The organism is Glaciihabitans sp. INWT7, from assembly GCF_014217685.1.
GTDB lineage: Bacteria > Actinomycetota > Actinomycetes > Actinomycetales > Microbacteriaceae > Lacisediminihabitans.
Map to the genome: position 1 here is coordinate 2,284,609 of NZ_CP043653.1, position 15,687 is coordinate 2,300,295.

Annotated in this window: 14 protein-coding genes; 9 read left to right on the forward strand and 5 right to left on the reverse strand. The window is 68.4% G+C overall.

Going from position 1 to position 15,687, the window contains the following annotated elements:
- Positions 1–128: 128 nt before the first annotated feature.
- The 3 genes from F1C58_RS11135 to F1C58_RS11145 all read left to right on the forward strand — a co-directional run bounded on the left by F1C58_RS11135 (position 129) and on the right by F1C58_RS11145 (position 2,849).
- Complete coding sequence (locus tag F1C58_RS11135; RefSeq protein WP_185201176.1) at positions 129–1,010, forward strand: LLM class flavin-dependent oxidoreductase; 882 nt, start codon at positions 129–131, stop codon at positions 1,008–1,010.
- Positions 1,011–1,148: 138 nt separating this feature from the next.
- Positions 1,149–2,141 carry an aldo/keto reductase gene (locus F1C58_RS11140; protein ID WP_185201177.1) on the forward strand — a complete coding sequence of 331 codons (993 nt, stop codon included), beginning with the start codon at positions 1,149–1,151 and terminating at the stop codon, positions 2,139–2,141.
- Between the two features lie 195 nt (positions 2,142–2,336).
- A complete protein-coding gene (locus F1C58_RS11145) occupies positions 2,337–2,849 on the forward strand; it encodes a gamma carbonic anhydrase family protein (protein ID WP_185201178.1) in 513 nt (170 codons plus the stop codon).
- Positions 2,850–3,395: 546 nt separating this feature from the next.
- On the opposite strand, the gene F1C58_RS11150 is transcribed toward F1C58_RS11145, so the two are convergent.
- Both F1C58_RS11150 and ftsY read right to left on the reverse strand, forming a co-directional pair.
- Positions 3,396–3,719 (reverse strand): hypothetical protein, encoded by a 324-nt coding sequence (locus tag F1C58_RS11150; RefSeq protein ID WP_185201179.1) that lies wholly within the window; start codon positions 3,717–3,719, stop codon positions 3,396–3,398.
- Positions 3,716–4,588 carry a signal recognition particle-docking protein FtsY gene (gene ftsY / locus F1C58_RS11155; protein ID WP_185201180.1) on the reverse strand — a complete coding sequence of 291 codons (873 nt, stop codon included), beginning with the start codon at positions 4,586–4,588 and terminating at the stop codon, positions 3,716–3,718. The genes F1C58_RS11150 and ftsY overlap by 4 nt, the downstream gene beginning before the upstream one ends.
- Before the next feature lie 173 nt (positions 4,589–4,761).
- Here ftsY and F1C58_RS11160 point away from each other — a divergent pair, with 173 nt between their 5' ends.
- Together F1C58_RS11160 and F1C58_RS11165 are read left to right on the forward strand one after the other, a co-directional pair.
- Entirely contained in the window at positions 4,762–5,658 is an 897-nt protein-coding gene (locus F1C58_RS11160; RefSeq protein WP_185201181.1) for a 2-dehydropantoate 2-reductase N-terminal domain-containing protein, read from the forward strand.
- Between the two features lie 64 nt (positions 5,659–5,722).
- Complete coding sequence (locus F1C58_RS11165) at positions 5,723–6,283, forward strand: histidine phosphatase family protein (protein ID WP_185201182.1); 561 nt, start codon at positions 5,723–5,725, stop codon at positions 6,281–6,283.
- An 8-nt stretch (positions 6,284–6,291) separates the two neighbouring features.
- On the opposite strand, the gene lipA is transcribed toward F1C58_RS11165, so the two are convergent.
- From lipA to smc, 3 genes are all read right to left on the reverse strand, one after another.
- On the reverse strand, positions 6,292–7,275 hold the full coding sequence (gene lipA, locus F1C58_RS11170; protein ID WP_185201183.1) for a lipoyl synthase: 984 nt from the start codon (positions 7,273–7,275) through the stop codon (positions 6,292–6,294).
- Entirely contained in the window at positions 7,272–7,919 is a 648-nt protein-coding gene (gene lipB, locus F1C58_RS11175) for a lipoyl(octanoyl) transferase LipB (RefSeq protein WP_185201184.1), read from the reverse strand. The genes lipA and lipB overlap by 4 nt, the downstream gene beginning before the upstream one ends.
- A 273-nt stretch (positions 7,920–8,192) precedes the next feature.
- Positions 8,193–11,753 carry a chromosome segregation protein SMC gene (smc, locus tag F1C58_RS11180; RefSeq protein ID WP_185201185.1) on the reverse strand — a complete coding sequence of 1,187 codons (3,561 nt, stop codon included), beginning with the start codon at positions 11,751–11,753 and terminating at the stop codon, positions 8,193–8,195.
- Positions 11,754–12,217: 464 nt separating this feature from the next.
- Between smc and F1C58_RS11185 the strand changes: the two genes are divergently transcribed.
- The 4 genes from F1C58_RS11185 to F1C58_RS11200 are packed head-to-tail and all read left to right on the forward strand — an operon-like array spanning position 12,218 to position 15,680.
- Complete coding sequence (locus F1C58_RS11185) at positions 12,218–13,156, forward strand: ABC transporter ATP-binding protein (protein ID WP_185201186.1); 939 nt, start codon at positions 12,218–12,220, stop codon at positions 13,154–13,156.
- A 2-nt stretch (positions 13,157–13,158) separates the two neighbouring features.
- The gene (locus F1C58_RS11190; RefSeq protein WP_185201187.1) at positions 13,159–13,902 is read left to right on the forward strand and encodes an ABC transporter permease; all 744 of its coding nucleotides are present in this window, start codon (positions 13,159–13,161) and stop codon (positions 13,900–13,902) included.
- 24 nt (positions 13,903–13,926) lie between these two features.
- Positions 13,927–15,063 (forward strand): sensor histidine kinase, encoded by a 1,137-nt coding sequence (locus F1C58_RS11195; RefSeq protein ID WP_255461078.1) that lies wholly within the window; start codon positions 13,927–13,929, stop codon positions 15,061–15,063.
- Positions 15,060–15,680, forward strand: coding sequence for a response regulator transcription factor (locus tag F1C58_RS11200; protein WP_185201188.1), 621 nt, complete (start codon positions 15,060–15,062; stop codon positions 15,678–15,680). The genes F1C58_RS11195 and F1C58_RS11200 overlap by 4 nt, the downstream gene beginning before the upstream one ends.
- Positions 15,681–15,687: the final 7 nt, after the last annotated feature.

The following is a 15,687-nucleotide window of genomic DNA, read 5'->3' on the forward strand; positions in this document are numbered from 1 at the left end:
CCAGTTTCCCCGCAATCGAGTCGGAACAAAACGCGAGTTGGAAGCTCCCCGGTCGCAACTACCCCCGACTCGAATCCACAACTCCATCCGCTCCCCGCCGACCGGATGCTCGGCTCTAGGCTCACAGCATGCGATTCGGAATCACGATCCTGCCCCAACAGCCCTGGGCCCAGTCGAAGCACCAGTGGGCCCGCGCGGAGGAGCTCGGCTTCGACCACGCGTGGACCTACGACCACCTCTCTTGGCGCAGCCTCGCCGACGAGCCCTGGGGCGCGACTATCCCCACTCTCACCGCGGCCGCCACCGTGACCTCACGCATCCGCCTCGGCACCTTCGTGTCGTCGCCGAACTTCCGGCATCCCGTGACATTCGCGAAGGATGTCGCCACGGTCGACGACATCTCCGGCGGTCGGTTCCTGCTCGGCATCGGCTCGGGCGGCACCGGCTTCGACGCCTCCGTGCTCGGCCAGCCTGCGCTCTCTCCCCGCGAGCGCCACGATCGTTTCGCCGAATTCGTGGAACAGCTCGACGGGCTGCTGCGGTTCGAGCACGACGGTGCGATCTCGTTCGCCGGCGAGTGGTTCACGACCCACGAGGCCCGCATGGTGGGAGCGCCGGCACAGCTGCCGCGGGTGCCTTTCGTGATCGCGGCCAACGGCCCGAAGGGGCTCGACCTCGTGGCGCGCTTCGGTCAGGGCTGGGCGAGCACAGGCAGAGATGGCGTCACGGGCGAGGAGTGGTGGCAGTCCGTCGCGACACTGGCCGGGCGGCTGGATGACGCTGCCGAGCGCGCCGGACGGGACGCGGCGGCCATCGACCGCTACCTCTCCATCGACTCCGGAGGCACTTTCGCGCTGTCGAGCGTCGGCGCATTCGAGGACCTCGTGGGGGGGGCGGCCGGGCTCGGCTTCACGGATGTCATCGCGCACTGGCCGCGGCACGACGGCATTTACGCCGGATCCGAGGACGTGCTCGAAGAGGTCGCGACTCGGTTGCCCGCGCTGCGCTGAGCGCTGCCGCGTCATCCATACCGCCTCCCGCACACCCGCGGGCGCGGGTTTCGGCGCCGGTGTCACTCGCGGGGCCGGAGACCGTCAGGGGGACCCCGGCGCGAGTCATCGCGCGCCCGAGCCACCTAGGCTGCAGGCATGCCCGACTCCGCATTCCGCACAGTTCCGCTCGGCTCCTCCGGCATCGAGGTCCGCGAGTTCTTCTTCGGCGGCGCAGCGATCGGGGGAATCGGATCCGCACCCTCCCGCATCGGACTCGGCATGAAGACGGATGAGGCACTCGAGCGGCTCGATGAGGCTTACGAGGTCGGTATCCGGGTGCTCGACACGGCCAATTCCTTCGCCGGAGGCGAGAGCGAACGCGTGATCGGTCGTTGGCGGGAAGAACGCGAACGCGCCGATGTCCTCGTCTCGACGAAGGTCGGAAACGTGGTCGAGCGTGGCCAGGAGACCATCTCGCTTGCCGCCGACCACATCGAGCGGCAGCTCGCCCTGAGCCGGTCGCGCCTGGGCTCCGTCGACCTCTACCTGGCCCATGGCTTCGACGATCGCACGCCGCTCGAGGAGACGATCACCGCGTTCGCCGCCGCGATCGACACCGAGCAGATCCGAGCCTGGGGATGCTCCACCGGATCGGTCCGCGAGGTCGAAGCCTGGCTGCTCGCCGCCGATCGCGCCGGGTTGCCGCGCCCGGCCTGGGTGCAGTCGGAGCTCAGCCTCGTCTCCCGCGGCGTGGAGCGGGATCTGCTGCCGTTCCTCGCGGAAGAAGGCCTCGGATTCGTGGCGTACTCGCCCCTGGCCGGCGGCTTGCTCTCGTCTCGCTATCTCTCGGACGACCCGGAGGAACTTCCCGAACCGCCCCCCGGCAGCCGTCTCGCCCTCGCTCCGGCGATGTATGCGACGGCGTTCACCCTGGCGAATCTGGCCCGGGTGTCCGCGCTCTCACCCCTCGCGCGCGAGCGTGAGGTGGGCATCCCGGCCCTCGCGCTGGCCTGGCTGCGGCGACATCCGCAGGTCACCGCCACGATCGTTTCTCCCCGACGAGCCGAGCAGTGGGACGCCGTGACGGAGGCCGCGTCGATGGACTTCGACGACGCCCTCGCCGAGCAGGTTGGCGCGCTCTTCGCCTGACGCCACGCCACGCCCCGCCACGCCCGAACCGAAAATGCAGGAGATTCGCCACCAAACGGGGGTTCGCGCGGCCACGGGGGCCTTTTCGAGGCGAATCTCCTGCGTTTGGGGAAAGTGGTTTCGAGTGGGCGTGTCCGATGAGGGGCGGGAACGATTTCGGGAGGGGTGCTGCCCGCGCCGCGCTAGCCTTAATGGATGACACTCGCCCTGCCTTTCGACGGCCACACTCCCGAAGTCGATGCCTCCGCCTGGGTCGCCCCGAACGCGACGCTCATCGGGAGGGTCACTCTCGCGGCGGACTCGAGTGTGTTCTACGGAGCGGTGCTCCGCGCCGACTCCGACTCGATCACGATCGGAGCGGGAAGCAACCTGCAGGACAACGTCACGGTGCACTGCGATCACGGAAAGCCCACGATCGTCGGAAAGCGCGTCAGCGTCGGCCACTCCGCCGTGCTGCATGGCTGCACCGTGGAAGACGACTGCCTGATCGGCATGAGCGCCACGGTGCTCAACGGTGCGGTAATCGGGGCGAGCTCGCTGGTGGCCGCGGGCGCCGTGGTGCTCGAGGGCACCATAATCCCGCCGAAGTCACTGGTGGCGGGAGTTCCGGCAAAGGTGCGGCGCGCGCTCACCGAGGACGAGATCGCCGGGGTCACCGCGAACGCCGCGCACTACGTCGAGCTCAGTCGGAAGCACTCCGCGCTCTAGGTCCCCGCGCGCTGCGCGCCCTCCGGCTGCGCCCCCTCCGCGCTGCGCCCCCTCGCGCTGAGTCCCTTCCGCGCTGCGCGCCCGGGCCTAACTCCTGCGGATTTCTGGCGGCAGCTCGGCATGCCCGCAAACCCGTGGGCATCGACGCCACCAGTCCCTGATAGCAGGAGTTATGCAAGTGGTGGTGCGCTCGGGTGCTGCTGACAGGCGTTGCCACTCACACTGGGCGACGTGCTTCCGAGAGTGCTGCGATAGGGGCAGCTGCAGACACCGGGACGGTCGGTGTATCGATGATGGTCGGAGTCTCGCCGGTACGAGGGCGACGGGGCCGCACCAGCACCGCGCGGTAGGCAAAGCCGTCTTGATCGCTGGCTTCCCAGTGGAAATCGACTAGCTCTCCGACGTCGAGGCTGCGATACCCCGGCAGCTCGAGAGCGGAGAAGTGCGTCCAACACCCCCCGGGGTTTCGCCCGAGGCGATCTAGCCCCACCCGTCATCGTCCGACCACTGTGCGACGGTTCCGAGGCTCAACTCGAGGCGAGAGTGCTAGCGACGATCCGCCAGCGCGATGACGATGATCGCGGCGATCGGGATCAGGCACACGGCGAGCGCGACCGTCGGCACCGTCTTGGACTCCGACCGCACGAGTCCGATGATCGCGAGAACGAGCGCGACGAACAACACCGACGAGCCGACGTAGAAGATGACGATGCTTGTTCCGATCACACCGGCGCCGTTGAGGGTTTCGTCGATCCCCGCGACGAAGCCCCAGATCGCGAGTCCGACACCGACCACGGCCAGGGTGAGGGAGACGAGAGCGACCCGGCTGAAGGCCCGTTCCGACGGCGTCTCGCTGGTGGACACCGTCATGACCCGATCAGGTTCTGCACGAACACGTGCGGGGTGAAGCCGGTCAGGTCGCCGATGCCCTCGCCCTGACCCACCAGCTTGATCGGAATGCCGGTCTTCTCCTGCACCGAGAGCACGAATCCGCCCTTCGCCGAACCATCGAGCTTGGTGAGCACCAGTCCGGTCACCCCGGCGTGCTCGATGAAGGCCTCGGCTTGGGCGAGTCCGTTCTGCCCGGTGGTGGCATCGAGCACCAGCAACACCTCCGCGATCTCGGTCTGCTTCTCGATCACCCGGCGGATCTTCGCCAGCTCGTCCATCAGACCGCTCTTGGTCTGCAGGCGCCCTGCCGTGTCGATCAGCACGATGTCGATGCCCTCACGCTGCGCCCGCTCCACTGTCTGGAAGGCGACGGATGCCGGATCCTGCCCTTGCTGTTGCGGACGCTGGATGGCGGCCCCGCCGCGCTCCGCCCAGGTGGCGAGCTGCTCGACGGCCGCCGCCCGGAACGTGTCGGCCGCGCCGACGATGACACTCCTGCCGTATCCGCCGAGGAACTTGGCGAACTTGCCGATGGTGGTGGTCTTGCCGACGCCGTTGACACCGACGACGAGAACCACCGCGGGACGGGCGCTGAGGGTGAGCGTGGGATTGAGGCGGGCGAGCCTCTCTTCGAGGGTCTCGCGCAGCATCCGCTTGAGATCGACCGGGTCGGTGGTGTTGAAGCGTTTGACGCTCGCGCGCAGCTCCTCGATGATCGCCTCGGTGAGATCCGGACCGAAATCGGCGGTGATCAGGGCGTCTTCGAGATCGTCCCAGGTCTCGTCGTCGATGGTCTTTCGAGCGAACATGCCCTTGAGAGCGCCCGAGAGGGACCAGGGAGAAGCCATAGGCCTATGTTACCGACCGGCCACAACGGCACCGGTGCATCCGCATCGACACGCGCTGCTCGGCTGTGCCCGGCGGGCGTGGTGGTGCTCGGGATGTGGTTGGGTGAGCACGGGGCACGCCGCCCTTCGCTGAAGGGAGATCGCCGTTGCGAGTCCTGGTCTGTGGTGCGGGTGTGATCGGGAGCGCATATGCGGCCCGCTTGCTCGGCGTCGGGGGCGATGTGACGCTCCTCGACCGAGGCGCACGGCTGTCCGAGCTGCGCGCCGACGGGCTGGTCGTCGATGAGCCGCTGGTGGAGACGAGCAGCGTCTTCGCCATTCGAGCCATCGACGAGATCCCCGTCACCGAGACCTTCGATCTGGTCGTCGTGGCGGTCCGGCCCGCACAGTTGGTCGGCACTCTTTCCCTGCTCCGCAGCATGACGGACGGCTCGGACGTGCTCTTCCTCGGTGACCTCGCCCCTCACCAGACCCGGCTCGTCGAGGCCCTCGGCCCGCGGGCACTGTTCGGATTCCCCTCGGTCAGTGGCGTCAGGGAGGGCTCGGTCACCCGCTTCGCCCAGATCGACCGGCAGAAGACGGTGCTGAGTGAACCGGACGGTGCGATGACCAGACGCGTCCGCAACCTGCAGACGGAGTTCAGCATCGCCGGATTCCCGACGGTGATCAGCACGAATTTCGCCCATGGGAAGCGCGCCCGAGACGCCTTCATGGTGCCGATCGACTGCGCACTCCATCGCGTGGGTGGCGACCCGGTGCGCCTCTCCCACGACGACGACACCCTCCGACTCATGGTCGCGGCCACCCGGGAGGCGTTCACCGTGCTCCACGATCACGGCAACAGCGACATCGCCGCGGATCTCCGGCTGATCTACCAGCATCTGCCGACGCAGGTCGATCTCGCCCACTGGCATCGGGTGCTGCGCGACCAACGCGGCGAGCTCTGGTTCGGCGCCCACGCCAGGGACACGACCGGCGTGCTGTCCTCCCGCGTCTCCGAGCTGAAGGCGGCTCTCGGCGACCACCCTGGCGCGACGCCGTCCTTCGACCAGCTGGTCTCCGGCTTCTGAACTCCGCGGGCGAACTGAACCCCACAGTCGGGCAGGGCAGACTCGGGCAGGGCAGACTAGAGGCGTGACTTTCGCCTTCATCCGCCATGGCCAGACCGAGTGGAACCGGGAGCTGCGGCTCCAGGGCTCCTCCGACATCCCCCTCAATGACACCGGGCGGGAGCAGGCTCGGGATGCCGTCGACGTGCTCTCCGGCACGCGGTGGGACGCCGTGGTGAGCTCGCGGCTCAGCCGCGCCCGCGAAACGGCCCAGATCATCGCCGACGGCCTCGGAATCACTCTCGGACCGAGCTACGACGAGCTCGTCGAGCGCCACTACGGCGATGGCGAAGGGGCGACGGCGGAGGACATCGAAGCCAAGTGGCCGCATCACGACTATCCCGGGATGGAGAGTCTCGACTCGGTGGTGGCGCGGGGCATCGCGGCGCTCGACCGCATCGCCGACGACTACGGCGACGCGAATGTCGTGATCGTCTGCCATGGCACGATCATCCGCTACACGCTGGGTGCCCTGGCCGGCCGGCAGCTCCCCGGCATCGAGAACGGGTCGACCGCGACCTTCGAGCGCTTCGGCGAGGGATGGCGCGTGCACACCGTCAACGACGAGGCACTCGTCATCACCTGAGACGTCACTCAGACCGCTTGTGCGAATCCGAGCTCGGTGTCGGCGAGGTGCGCGAGCTCCTCGGGGAGCTCGAGTCCCTTGCGTTTCATCGACTGCGCCCACAGCCGCCCGGCACGGTACGACGACCGCACGAGCGGGCCGGCGAGCACCCCGAGGAATCCGATCTGTTCGGCCTCCTTGATCTCGATGAACTCCTGCGGCGGGAGGTAGCGGGCCACGGGCAGGTGCCGGGCGGTCGGGCGCAGGTACTGGGTGACGGTGATGATGTCGGTGCCCGCGTCGTGGAGGTCCTGCAGCGCCTGGCTGATCTCCGCGCGCTCCTCCCCCATGCCCAGGATGAGGTTGGACTTGGTGATGAGGTCGGCCTCGCGCGCGCTCGTGATGACGCCGAGCGAACGTTCATAGCGGAACGCCGGACGGATGCGCTTGAACAGCCGCGGCACCGTCTCGACATTGTGGGCGAAGACCTCCGGGCGGGAGGAGAACACCTCGGCGAGCAGGTCGGGGTTGCCGGAGAAGTCGGTGGCCAGGATCTCGACTCCCGTGCCGGGGTTCACCGCATGGATACGGCGCACCGTCTCCGCGTGCAACCAGGCGCCCTCGTCGGGCAGGTCATCCCTAGCCACACCCGTCACCGTGGCGTAGCGAAGCCGCATGCTGAGCACCGAGTCCGCGACGCGACGCGGTTCGTCCGTGTCATAGTCCGCCGGCTTGCCGGTGTCGATCTGGCAGAAGTCACAGCGGCGGGTGCACTGGGACCCGCCGATCAAGAAGGTGGCCTCGCGGTCTTCCCAGCACTCGTAGATGTTGGGGCATCCGGCCTCCTGGCACACCGTGTGCAAGCCCTCGTCCTTCACGAGCTTCTGCAGCTCGAGATACTCGGGCCCCTGGCGCGCCACAGTCTTGATCCAAGGGGGCTTCCGCTCGATCGGAGTCTCGGTATTGCGGATCTCGAGGCGGAGCATCCGTCGGCCATCGGGCGCCGCGGTCATGCGGACACCGCCACGGCCTCGGCGACGAGAGCATCGAAGCGTTCCGCGACCACCTGCGCCGCGTCTTCGGGGGTGATCTCGCGACCGAGCTCACGGCTGATCGTCGTGACTCCCGCATCCCGGATTCCGCAGGCGACGATGTGCGCGTAGGCGTCGAGGGAATTGCTGCAGTTGAGCGCGAATCCGTGCATCGTGACGCCGCCCGCCACGCGGATGCCGATGGCCGCGATCTTCTCCTCGCGCGCGCCGTCGATGATCCACACCCCCGATCGCCCGGCGACCCGCACCCCCGTGACTCCGAAGTGGGCGATCACGTCGATGAGCAGTTCTTCGAGCCGGCGCACGTAGGCGACGACATCGACCGGGTCGTGCAGGCGCAGGATGGGGTAGCCCACGAGCTGGCCCGGTCCGTGCCAGGTGATCTTGCCCCCGCGGTCGACGTCGATGACCGGGGAGCCGTCATCCGGGCGCTCGCTCGCTTCGGTGCGGGTGCCGGCGGTGTAGACCGACGGGTGCTCCAGGAGCACCACGGTGTCGGGTCGGATTCCCTCCACCACTGCGGAATGGATGCTGCGCTGCAGTGTGAGCGCGTCCGGGTAGGGCAGGAGATCCGGTGCGAGTCCGGCGACGACGATATCGACCATGGGGCAAGTGTAGGCATTTAATGGACGCAGTCCAACAATCCTCCCGGATCCGGGACCGAGTGCCCAATGGACCGCAGCGGGCTGTGGACGCGGGCTATGGACGACCGTCGTGGGCGAACAATCATCGAGTTGCACTCTTCTGCGACCTGCCCGCCCGTTTCACCCACAAAAGAGTGCAATTCAGCGCGGATCGCACAGGAGTGAAGGCCCACATCGTCACAGGGTCGCTAGCCGCACGGCCGCACGGCCGCACGCCCGCACGCCCACACGGGGCTAGCTTGCCTGCTCCGCCTTCACGCGCTGGCCGACCACCGCGCTGATGCCGTCGGCGCGCATACTCACGCCGTAGAGGGCATCCGCGATCTCCATCGTGCGTTTCTGGTGGGTGATAACGATGAGCTGCGAAGTCTGGCGCAGGTCCTCGAAGATCTGCAGCAGGCGACCAAGATTGGCGTCATCCAGGGCCGCCTCCACCTCGTCCATGATGTAGAACGGGCTCGGACGCGCCTTGAAGATGGCGATCAGCAGAGCGACGGCAGCAAGGGATCGCTCACCACCGCTCAGCAGGGACAGCCGTTCGATCTTCTTTCCCGCAGGCCGCACGGTGACCTCGATGCCGGTTGTCAACATGTTGTCGGGATCGGTGAGGAAGATGCTCCCGGTGCCTCCCGGGAACAGGATCGGGAACACCGTGTCGAAAGCCTCTCTCGTGTCTTCGAAGGCGCTCGAGAAGATGTCCTCCATCTTCTCGTCGATCTCGCCGATGATCGTGAGCAGGTCGGTGCGGGTCGAGGTGAGGTCGGTGAGCTGCTCGGTGAGGAACTTGTGACGCTGCTCGAGTGCGGCGAACTCCTCGAGGGCAAGCGGGTTGACCCGACCGAGCTGCGCGAGCTTTCGCTCGGCTTTGGCGAGGCGCGCCTCCTGTTCTGCACGCACGAACGGGATGCCGTCTTCCGGCGCGCCCTCGACCCGACCGTCGGAGGCGCCCGACGACTGGGGCCGCGCATCGATACCGTCTCGGGGCACCGACTGCTGGGGGCCGTACTCGGCCACGAGCACGTCTTCGACCAGGCCGAGCTCTTCGCCGGCGCGCTCCAGCAGCGTCGAAAGATGGAGCTTCTTCTCGTAGACCTGCATCTCGAGCGCGTGCACGCCCTCGCTGATCGAAGTGAGCCGTTCACGCAGGGCATTCTCTCCCCGACGCAACTCGGCAAGCTCCTCGTTCTGGGCCGCGCGCTCTGCCTCCCGCAAGGCGAGCTGCACCCGAGCCTCCGAAACCGAACGGTCGACGGCATCCAGCACTGCCGGGAGGGCGTCGATCACCGTCTGGGCGGAGGCGACCTGCCGCCGTCGGATCACCGCGCGACGAGCGGCTTCGTCGGCCGCCTCGCGCTGCGCCTCCAACTGGCGCTTCAGCTGCACCGCGCGCAACTGCTCGGCCCGCGCGCGCTCCCGCGCCGTCTCCACCTGAAGCCGTGCCTCCACCTCGCGCTCGCGCGCCTCATCGAGGTCGGCGAGCACGCCCTCGCGGGCGGCGACATCGAGGATGGGACGCGGGCGGGAGACGAAAGTGCCGAGTTCCTGGGCGGCGCGCTCGGCGGCCGAGGCGGCATCCGTCACGGAGTCGGTGGCGAGGGCGAGCCCGCGCTCCAGCCGCTCGGCCTCCGCCGCGGCCGCCTCCACCTGCACGCGAACGCGGTTGAGCTTCTCGGTCTGCGCCGCGAGCTGCGAATCGAACTGGCGAAGCGCGGTGAGCGAGCGCGTCGACTGTTCCTTCGCGACCTCGAGACGTCCGCGCTGCTCGGCGAGCGCGAAGCGCGCCCGGTCGATGAGCGAGGTCACCTCGTCGAGGCGATGCGTGGCGGCATCGCGGTCGGCCACGAGTTCGAGGCGCGATCGCTTGGCGCCGGACCCCCCCCGCAGCACGTACTCCGAGAGCACATCCCCGGCCTTGGTGATGAGGGTGGTGCCGGAGCCTGCCTCGAGCCGCGACCAGGCCGAGCGTGCCGTCGGCAGATCGTCCGAGATCAGGATGCCGGCGAGCAACAGCTTCACCCCGTCCGGTGCGGTCACGACCTGGGCTGCGGCGACGGTGCCGTCACCGAGGTCTCGTGTGCCCTGAACGGCCTGTTTCGTCTCGCTCAGCACTACCTCGACGCGTCCGAGATCGTTCCGCGCGGAATACTCGAGCGCGTCGAATGCCGCGTCCCGGCTGTCGGCGAGCACGGCATCGGTGAGGGAACCGAGGGCCGCAGCGATCGCCGCCTCGTAGCCGGGCTGCACCTGCACATGCTCGGCGACGAGCCCCCGGATGCCGTCGAGCCGGGCTGCGACGAGCGCACTCGAACCGTCCTTCTGGTCCATCGCGGATGACAGGGCACTGACACGGGCCGCGAGCGCGTCGCGCTCCCTTTCGTTTCCGTGCAGGGCTTCGCGCAAGCGGTCGATCTCGGCCTCGGCGTCGACGAGCTCGGCCTGGGCGCTCTGATAGGCGGCGTCGAGATCCGTCTCACCGCTATCGGTCAGCACGGCCTCGGCCTCGAGCGCCACGAAGGCGATCTGCGCGGTCTCGCGTCTCTCGCGCGCCGCGTCGAGCGCATTCTGCTGACGAAGCACCTCTCCGCGCACCGCGGCGAGGCGAGAGGCGGCGCTGTCTTTCTGCCCGGTGAGCTTCGAGATCTCGAGGTCGTGACGGGAGACGAGGGAAGACTGGTAGGCGATCTGCTCGTCCAGCCCGTCGAGGTTGGCTCTCGCAACGGCCGTCGCCGCCTGTGTCTCCTGCCAGGCAGCCTCGGCATCCACGATCGTCGCCGCGATGCGCTCTACCTCGTCTTCGGCGTCGGCCACCATCTGACGCGTGACGCCCGGCGCCGCGTCCGGTCCGTCGGCCTGCTGGCCGAGCAGGGAGAGGCGTTGGTTGGCGAGCGAATACAGGTTGCGCAGCCGCTCCTGCACCGATTCGAGCCCGAAGGCGGTGCGACGGGCGACGTCCACCGCATCCCCCTCCTGCGACTGTTCGATGCGGTGCTCGCGCAGCTTCGCCTGGTCGAGCTGCTCCTGGAGGACGATGCGCTCCGTCTTGCGCTCGCTCTCGCTCCGGCTCGATGCCGTGATGGCGGCGCGCAGGGTGACTACCTCGTCCGCCAGAAGTCTCGCTCGCGCATCCCGCACGATCGACGCGATCGACTGGGCTTCCTTGGCGATCTCCGCCTGGTGACCGAGAGGCTTCAACTGGCGGCGGATCTCCCCGGCCAGGTCCGACAACCGGGTGAGGTTCGCCTGCATCGCGTCGAGCTTGCGGATCGTCTTCTCTTTGCGGCGACGATGTTTGAGGATGCCCGCGGCTTCCTCGATGAATCCCCGCCGCTCCTCCGGGCTCGCGTGGAGCACAGCGTCGAGCTGTCCCTGGCCCACGATCACGTGCATCTCCCGCCCGAGGCCGGAGTCGCTGAGCAGCTCCTGCACGTCGAGAAGTCGGCAGGTGTCCCCGTTGATGGCGTACTCGCTGCCGCCGTTGCGGAACAGGGTGCGCGAGATCGTCACCTCGGCGTAGTCGATCGGCAGAGCGCCATCCGCGTTGTCGATGGTGAGGATGACCTCGGCCCGACCGAGGGGGCCCTTCGTCGCCGTACCGGCGAAGATCACGTCTTCCATCTTGCCGCCGCGCAGGGTCTTTGCACCCTGCTCGCCCATCACCCAGGCAAGGGCATCGACGACGTTGGATTTGCCGGAGCCGTTGGGCCCGACGACGCAGGTCACACCCTGTTCGAAGGCGAAGGTGGTCGGTTGGGCGAAGGACTTGAAGCCTTTGAGAGTCAGGCTCTTGAGATACACCGGCCTGCCCTTCTCCGTTCGACGACGTCTGGGTCAACGGTACCGGAGAGGGGAGGGCATCCCCGGCAGGCGACACCGGCGACCCGCGTCGGGCGGGCTGCCCCCTCCCCCTCGCATAACTCCTGCAGATCGGGTGTGGCGCCCGTCGGCGCCCCGACGCCGGCGGGCGTCACGGTCACGGCGAGACGAACAGCAGGAGTTATGCAGCGGGGGGGGTGTCGAGGGCCGAGCCCCGCGCCGACGGGCTGCGGCCGATCTTCAGCCCCGCCAGGCAGAGTCGGCCACCCTGCATAACTCCTGCAATCCGGGGAGCGCGCGGCGCCGTTCCCCGTCCTCTCGGCGGCGGCCATCGATCCGCCACCGAATTGCCGGAGTTATGCCGGGCGCCACCGGTGACAAAAGTCACGGCGAGAGGGTGTGAGGAGTCGTGGCGCGAGATGGGAGCCGACCGGGAGGCTTGGCCTATGACAGCTCCCGCGATCCAACTCACCGGCCTTTCGAAGAACTTCGGCACCGTGCATGCCGTCGTGGATGTCGACCTGCGCATCGACCGCGGCGAGGTCGTGGCACTGCTCGGGCCGAACGGCGCGGGAAAGTCCACCACCATCGATCTCGCCCTCGGCCTCTCCCACCCCACCGCCGGCACGGCCCGGCTTTTCGAGGGTGACCCTCGCGCGGCGATCGTCGACGGACGCGTCGGCGCCATGCTGCAGGGCGGGGCGCTGCTTCCCGACCTCACTGTCGCGCAGACCGTCGCACTGGTCGCCAGCGCCCACCGCGCGCCGCTCCCCGTCGAGGAGGCGCTCGAGCGGGCCGGCATCCGCGACCTCGCCGCCCGCCGTGTCAGCAAGCTCTCCGGCGGCCAGCTCCAGCGGGCACGATTCGCCGTCGCGGTGGTCTCCGACCCCCAACTGCTGATTCTGGATGAGCCGACCGCCGCCATGGACGTCGAATCCCGCCGGGATTTCTGGCTGTCGATGCGACAGTTCACCGCGGAGGGACGCACCGTCGTCTTCGCCACCCACTACCTCGACGAAGCGGACTCCTTCGCGGACCGCATCGTGATCATGGGCGCCGGCCGGGTCGTGGCCGATGGGACCCCCGCCGAGGTCAAGTCGGTGGTCTCGGGCCGCACCATCCGGTTCGAGGTCGACAGCAGGGACGCGGATGCCGCGGCCGCGGCGATCCCGCAGCTGCCGGGCGTCCGGTCCTTCGACCGCAGGAGCGATCGTTTCTCACTCAGGACCGACGACTCGGATCTCACCCTTCGGGCTCTTCTCACCGCCGTGCCGGCGGCGCGGGACATCGAGATCACCGCCCACACGATGGATGACGCGTTCCTCGCCCTCACCTCCCCCACCCCGCAGTCCAGCGCACAGTCGCTTCTCACGAAAGCAGTCTGACCATGCCGTACCGCTACATCCTCCTCGAGTCCCTCCGGCAGTTGCGCAACGTGCGCTCCCTTGCCTTCACCTTCGTGATCCCGCTGGTGATGCTGCTCATCTTCGGCTCGCTCTACGGTTCGGGCGGGCAGCAGGAGCAGCGCTCCGGCCTCCCCTGGCTCATCGTCACGACAGTACAGATGGCCTCCTACGGCGGGATGCTCGCCGCCCTCTCACAGGCCTTCGCCATCACCACGGAGCGTTCGATCGGGTGGAACCGCCAGTTGCGCATCACCCCGCTGTCCGGTGTCGGATACCTCGTGTCGAAGGTCGCGGCTGCCCTGCTCGTGGCGCTCGGCACGATCATCGCCCTCTGCGCGGTGTCGATCATCGTGCTCGGGGCGCGGATGGACGCCCTGCACTGGTTCACCGCGATCCTGGGCATCTGGATCGGCGTCATCCCCTTCGCCCTCATCGCGGTGGCGCTCGGCCAATTCGCCCGCCCTTCTTTCGCCCAACCCCTCTTCACCGTGGTGTTCCTTGGCATGGCGATTCTCGGCGGGTTGTGGATCCCGCTCGAGGTGATGCCCACCTGGGTGATCTCGATCGCGCAGACGGTGCCCTCGTACTGGCTCAACAAGCTGGGGCAGATCGGGGCGGATGGCGCGGGCAACGCCCTGCTGCCCATCGTCGTCCTCGCCGCCTGGACTCTCGCACTCGCCGCCCTCATCACCTGGCGCTATCGCCGCGATGCCGCACGGGCCTGAGCCGCTCGCAATAGGGTGAATACCGTGTCGACAGAGACTGAAGTGAACGAACCACGGATGCCCGTGCGCGAGCGGCTGCGAGCAGCCGGCGCCCGCTCCTGGTACATCGGGGCCGCGTCCGGCCTGGTGTGGCAATCCATCCTGGTGGTGAGCGTCGTGTCCCTCGACCTTCCCGTTCTCTCGAAGGTGCTCGGACTCCTGCTTCTCGCGGTGCTCTACGCCGTCTTCTTGCTGCTCGGTCCGGTCATCTGGAACGAGAGTGTTCGCGTTCGACTGATGGCGATCGGGGCATTCTGGGCCGCCTCCTGCCTGCTCTTCCCCCTGATCGGGCCGATCGCGATCTGGATGTGGTTGCTCGTCGTCTCCCTCGCGGCCTTCACCAACCTCCCTCCTCGGCTGGCCGTCGGAATCTCGGTGCTGGTGATTCTCGTTCAGGTTGCGGTCGGGGCTTCGGTCGCTTTCATCATCGGCCTGCTTTTCGCCCCGGTCGTGACCGCGGTGACGGCCGCGACCCTCATCGGGCTCGGACTGATCTCCCGCTCCAATCTCAGCCTCCGGGTAGCGAACGAGGAGATCGCCCGACTGGCCGTCGTGGAGGAGCGGGCCCGATTCAGCCGTGACCTTCACGATGTGCTCGGCCACAGCCTGACCGTCGTCACGATGAAGTCGGAGTTGGCGCGCCGGCTGGTCACCATCGATCCGGCGAAGGCAGAGCTCGAGATTGCGGACATCGAACGCCTCACCCGCAGCGCCCTTGCCGACCTGCGCCTCGCGGTCTCCAACTACCGGGAGACCACGGTGGATGCCGAGCTGGTCGCGGCGAAGACGGCTCTCGCGGCCGCCGGCATCCAGTCCCACCTGCCGGAGTCGGTGCCCGCGATCGACCCCCGGCAGCAGGGAGTGTTCGCCTGGGTCTTGCGCGAGGGGGTCACCAACGTGATCCGCCATTCGGGGGCGACGGCATGCTGGGTGACCATCGACCACCGCTCCCTCACCGTGGCGGACGACGGGCGCGGGCCGGGCGCGACGCTCACCGATGCCGCCGTGCCGGGCAATGGCCTTCGGGGCCTCCGCGAGCGCAGCGCCGCTGCGGCGGCACAGTTGTTGGTGGGGCAGAGCCCCCAGGGTGGATTCCAACTCGTGGTGCGCGGTGCCGCGTGAGTGAGGCGATCCGCATCGTGATCGCCGACGATCAGGCGCTGGTGCGTGGCGCCCTTGCTTCCCTGCTGTCGCTGGAACCAGACATCGAGGTCGTCGGGCAGACGGGTCGGGGAGACGAGGTGCTCGCGCTGGTGACCGGCAGCGGGGCATCCGTCGCCATGCTCGACGTGGAGATGCCGGGCCTCGACGGTCTCGCGGTCGCCCGCCAGCTGCGGGACTCCGGCCTCGACTGCCGATCACTCATCGTCACGACCTTCGGTCGGCCGGGCTACCTCCGACGCGCGCTCGAGTCCGGGGCATCCGGTTTCGTCGTGAAAGACACCCCCTCGCACCAGCTCGCGGATGCCGTTCGCCGCGTGCACGCCGGGTTGCGGGTGGTGGATCCCACCCTGGCCACCGAGTCGCTCATCTCCGGCGCATCCCCGCTCAGCGCGCGGGAGACCGACGTGCTGCTCGCGCTGCGATCCGAGGGGAGCATCGGGGATGTCGCGAAGCAGTTGCACCTCTCGGAGGGCACCGTTCGCAACCATCTCTCCTCCGCCATCGGCAAAACCGGGGCGCGCAACGGAAGCGAAGCCGTGCGGATCGCCGCCGACAACGGCTGGCTGCTCTCCTAACGCTTCG

Bases quoted from the DNA above. Each gene is read 5' to 3' on its own strand.
- F1C58_RS11140 (WP_185201177.1), top strand. From the start codon at position 1,149: ATGCCCGACTCCGCATTCCGCACAGTTCCGCTCGGCTCCTCCGGCATC.
- F1C58_RS11145 (WP_185201178.1), top strand. From the start codon at position 2,337: ATGACACTCGCCCTGCCTTTCGACGGCCACACTCCCGAAGTCGATGCC.
- F1C58_RS11185 (WP_185201186.1), top strand. From the start codon at position 12,218: ATGACAGCTCCCGCGATCCAACTCACCGGCCTTTCGAAGAACTTCGGC.
- F1C58_RS11135 (WP_185201176.1), top strand. From the start codon at position 129: ATGCGATTCGGAATCACGATCCTGCCCCAACAGCCCTGGGCCCAGTCG.
- ftsY (WP_185201180.1), bottom strand. From the start codon at position 4,588: ATGGCTTCTCCCTGGTCCCTCTCGGGCGCTCTCAAGGGCATGTTCGCT.
- F1C58_RS11150 (WP_185201179.1), bottom strand. From the start codon at position 3,719: ATGACGGTGTCCACCAGCGAGACGCCGTCGGAACGGGCCTTCAGCCGG.
- lipB (WP_185201184.1), bottom strand. From the start codon at position 7,919: ATGGTCGATATCGTCGTCGCCGGACTCGCACCGGATCTCCTGCCCTAC.
- F1C58_RS11190 (WP_185201187.1), top strand. From the start codon at position 13,159: ATGCCGTACCGCTACATCCTCCTCGAGTCCCTCCGGCAGTTGCGCAAC.
- lipA (WP_185201183.1), bottom strand. From the start codon at position 7,275: ATGACCGCGGCGCCCGATGGCCGACGGATGCTCCGCCTCGAGATCCGC.